Raw genomic sequence first — 3268 nt, 5'->3', positions numbered from 1 at the left:
GGGATTAGCCTGTTTTCGATCCTAAACTCAGATAGTATTTGTAAAGAAGTTAATTATATTAAATAGATATGATATATAAAATTAACATTAATTATTTAATTTACCCGCACAACCTTTTACTGTCCGGCATTTGTTTGAGTGGTTAATAAAAGCCGGTGACTGTAAAGGGTGATAATCAGTGACTTCTCTAGACAAAAACACACTAATTATTGGTATTATACTGGCATTGATGATGCTCATCATGCCGGTAGCTGGAGCCACAACAGAGCTCCAAATCGTAAAATATGCATCAGACGGTGAGACCGTTCTGAATGAAACAACCGTCTCCTATGAATGGATAGAAACAAATCTTCCGGTTATTGGAGATGGTGTGACCCATTACTATCTTCAGGGTCCGGTCTTTGATGATCCATGGAACGATGCTGAGGATCTGAACCTGAAAGATCAGGGAGCAGTGAAGGGATCAGATGTTAAGGATCTCTGTGAGATCATCGGTGGCGCATCACCAGGTGATATCATCAAAATTAAAGCCAACGATGGCTTTTCAAAGAACTTCCCTTATGCGAATGTCTATACCCCTGAATCCAGACAAGGCCCGATCGGGATCACCTGGTATCTTGACGGGGACGGATATGTTCCTGGTTATTCAAGTGGCATGAAGCTGATCTTCTTTGCGGATACATCAGTAAATCCCGATGGATTGAACGTTTTTGGCATCTCCGATATGAAGGAGACCTTCCCGGAGGAGTACTGGTACTACTATGAAGCTGGCATTCCGACAACAACAGGCCTGTCAGTGAAGTATGTCAGCAGGATCGAGATTATGAGCAACGAGGAGCCACCTGCAGGTCCTGCAACTCTCTTTGACGGTGAACTCGATCTGCAGGATGAGACCTTTTCACTTGAGGCAACATCCGGAACCTCGTACGATGTCGAGCGTCTCACCCCGCTTGGTGCACTTGATGCAGCAGACCTCAACCTCACCGTGAATGACAAATCATTTGGCACAAAGGGGATCCTCCTGCTGGATGGAATAAACGAATACCTCTATGATAAAACAGCAGGGACAACCTGGATATGTACTGTCAACGGACAAACCCTTGACGACTATGGAAGCCCGGATACCGATGGTCTGAACATTTACGAGCTTAAGGACGGTGATATCGTTGAGTTCTATTTCGGTGTCAAACCGGTCACTCCGGAGACTGCAACCGCATATATCAGAATTGAAGTCTCAGTTGGTGGCGGCACTACACCGGAGGACTGGACACTGGAACTTAATGGAAAGTTAAACGAAATTATTGATAAGACCTCCTTCGAAGAAGGAGTGGACTGTGATCATAGTGCCACCTACACCGATGATGATGGCAACGTCTGGAGTGGAATGCCACTCTGGTTCCTTGTTGGATATGTCGATGATGACAAAAAACATGGAAATAATGCCTTTAACGATGAGCTTGCAGAACAGGGATACTCAATCAAGGTCATTGCAGGTGATGATTACAGCATCAACTTCCAGAGTGCAGCAGTTGCTCGGAACGACAACATCATCGTCGCAAACAAGCTCAATGGTGAGCCACTCCCGGCAACCATCGGGGAGAAGAACAAACCCTGTTTCCCACTCCAGCTCGTCGGATCAGACGTATCCAGCGGGCAGAAGATCGGCAATATCGCAAAGGTAGAGCTGATCGGACTCCCTGAGCCAGAGACCGAATGGAGTATCCTCCTGGATGGAGCTTTCAGGAGAATACTGACTCAGTCGGAGTTTGAAGAGGGGGTTGCATGTGGTCATGCCGCTGCCTACACAGATGCAGACAACAATGTATGGACAGGAGTTCCGCTCTGGTACATCCTCGCGATCGTCGATGATATCAATGCTGACAACCACTGGAAGTTTAACGATGATCGGTCAGATACCGGATACACTGTAACCATATCAGCTGAAGATGGCTATTCAAAAACCTTCAATAGTGCCGATATAGCACGAAACAACAACTATATCCTTGCAAACAAGATGAATGCAGCGCCGCTTTCAGCTGAAAACGGCTACCCGCTCAAACTCCAGGGTCCTGACCTGACCTCGGGTCAGCGTGTTGGCACCATTGCATCCATCAAGCTCAACGGACTCCCCGAAGAGCCGCAAGAAGGCGAATGGGTACTGACCCTCAAAGGAAAACTGATAACAGCCACCATCTCACAGAGCCTCTTTGAAGAAGTGGCTGCTGCACATGGAGAAACGTACGACGACGGTGTCAGTACCTGGAGAGGGGTTCCACTCTGGCTCCTGGCAGCACTTGTCGATGACGATAAGATGAGAGGAGCGAACTCCTTTAACGAAGATCTTGCAGAAACCGGCTATACGGTCATCGTATCTTCCGGTGGTGCATCACCGTACAGCAAGGACTTCACAAGCCAGGATATAGCAGAGAACAAATCCAACTATATCGTTGCAAATCAGGTAAATGGAACCGCAATACCCGGCAATGCCTTCCCGCTCCGCCTTGTTGGAGAGGGTGCGCCCGGCAGCAAGAGTGTCGGCAACATCGAGACGATCGAGCTGACCGCATTTGATGTACCTACCGAAGCACCAACAGTTCGCATCGTCAGATATGCAGCAGATGGGGTTACAGTTGTCAACGAAGTGACGAAAGACTACCTCTGGATGAAAGAGAACCTTCTGGTTTATGGAGGCGAAGACGGCATCCGACTCCGTTTCCAGGGTCCGACCTTCGATCCGAATGACCTCTGGAATCCGGCTGAAACTATTAATCCGGGTAAAGTCGATGAAGTCGTACGAGGCACATCGATCAAAGATCTCTGTGATCTTGTAGGTGGAGCTCCCGAAAACAGCGAGATCATCTTACGAGCCTCCGATGGCTATGAGATGAAGATCAATGACACGAACCTGAACTCGCCACTTGAACGCCAGGGTGAAGCCATCATCGCATGGTGGACAGAACGCCAGGGATATGTCCCTGATTACTCAGATGGATACCGCCTCTTCTTCAATGCCCCCGACGGTGTCTTCGGAGCAGACGACATGCGGGCAACCCTGAAAGAGGACTACTGGCATTACTACTGGTCAGACGGCATCCAGTATCCATCAGCTGCAGGCTGCTCAAACAAACTCATCTCCACCATTGAGATCCACACCGGAGCACGTGAAGACTGGTCACTTATCCTGACCGGTGCAATCTCAGACACCATAGCACGATCGTACTTTGAATCGGGAAAAGCCTGCACGATGGGAGGTCATGGTTTCATCTAT

Annotated in this window: 1 protein-coding gene; it reads left to right on the top strand. The window is 48.4% G+C overall.

What is annotated here, in order from left to right; genetic code table 11:
• Nucleotides 1–229: 229 nt before the first annotated feature.
• Nucleotides 230–3268 (top strand): molybdopterin-dependent oxidoreductase (locus Q7V06_RS06120; protein ID WP_304839529.1); only part of this gene is annotated, 3039 nt, incomplete at its 3' end.

The organism is Methanocalculus sp. (genome assembly GCF_030651615.1).
Classification (GTDB): domain Archaea; phylum Halobacteriota; class Methanomicrobia; order Methanomicrobiales; family Methanocorpusculaceae; genus Methanocalculus.
Note: the sequence above shows the minus strand (reverse complement) of the source record. Positions and strands in the feature narration are given on the sequence as shown.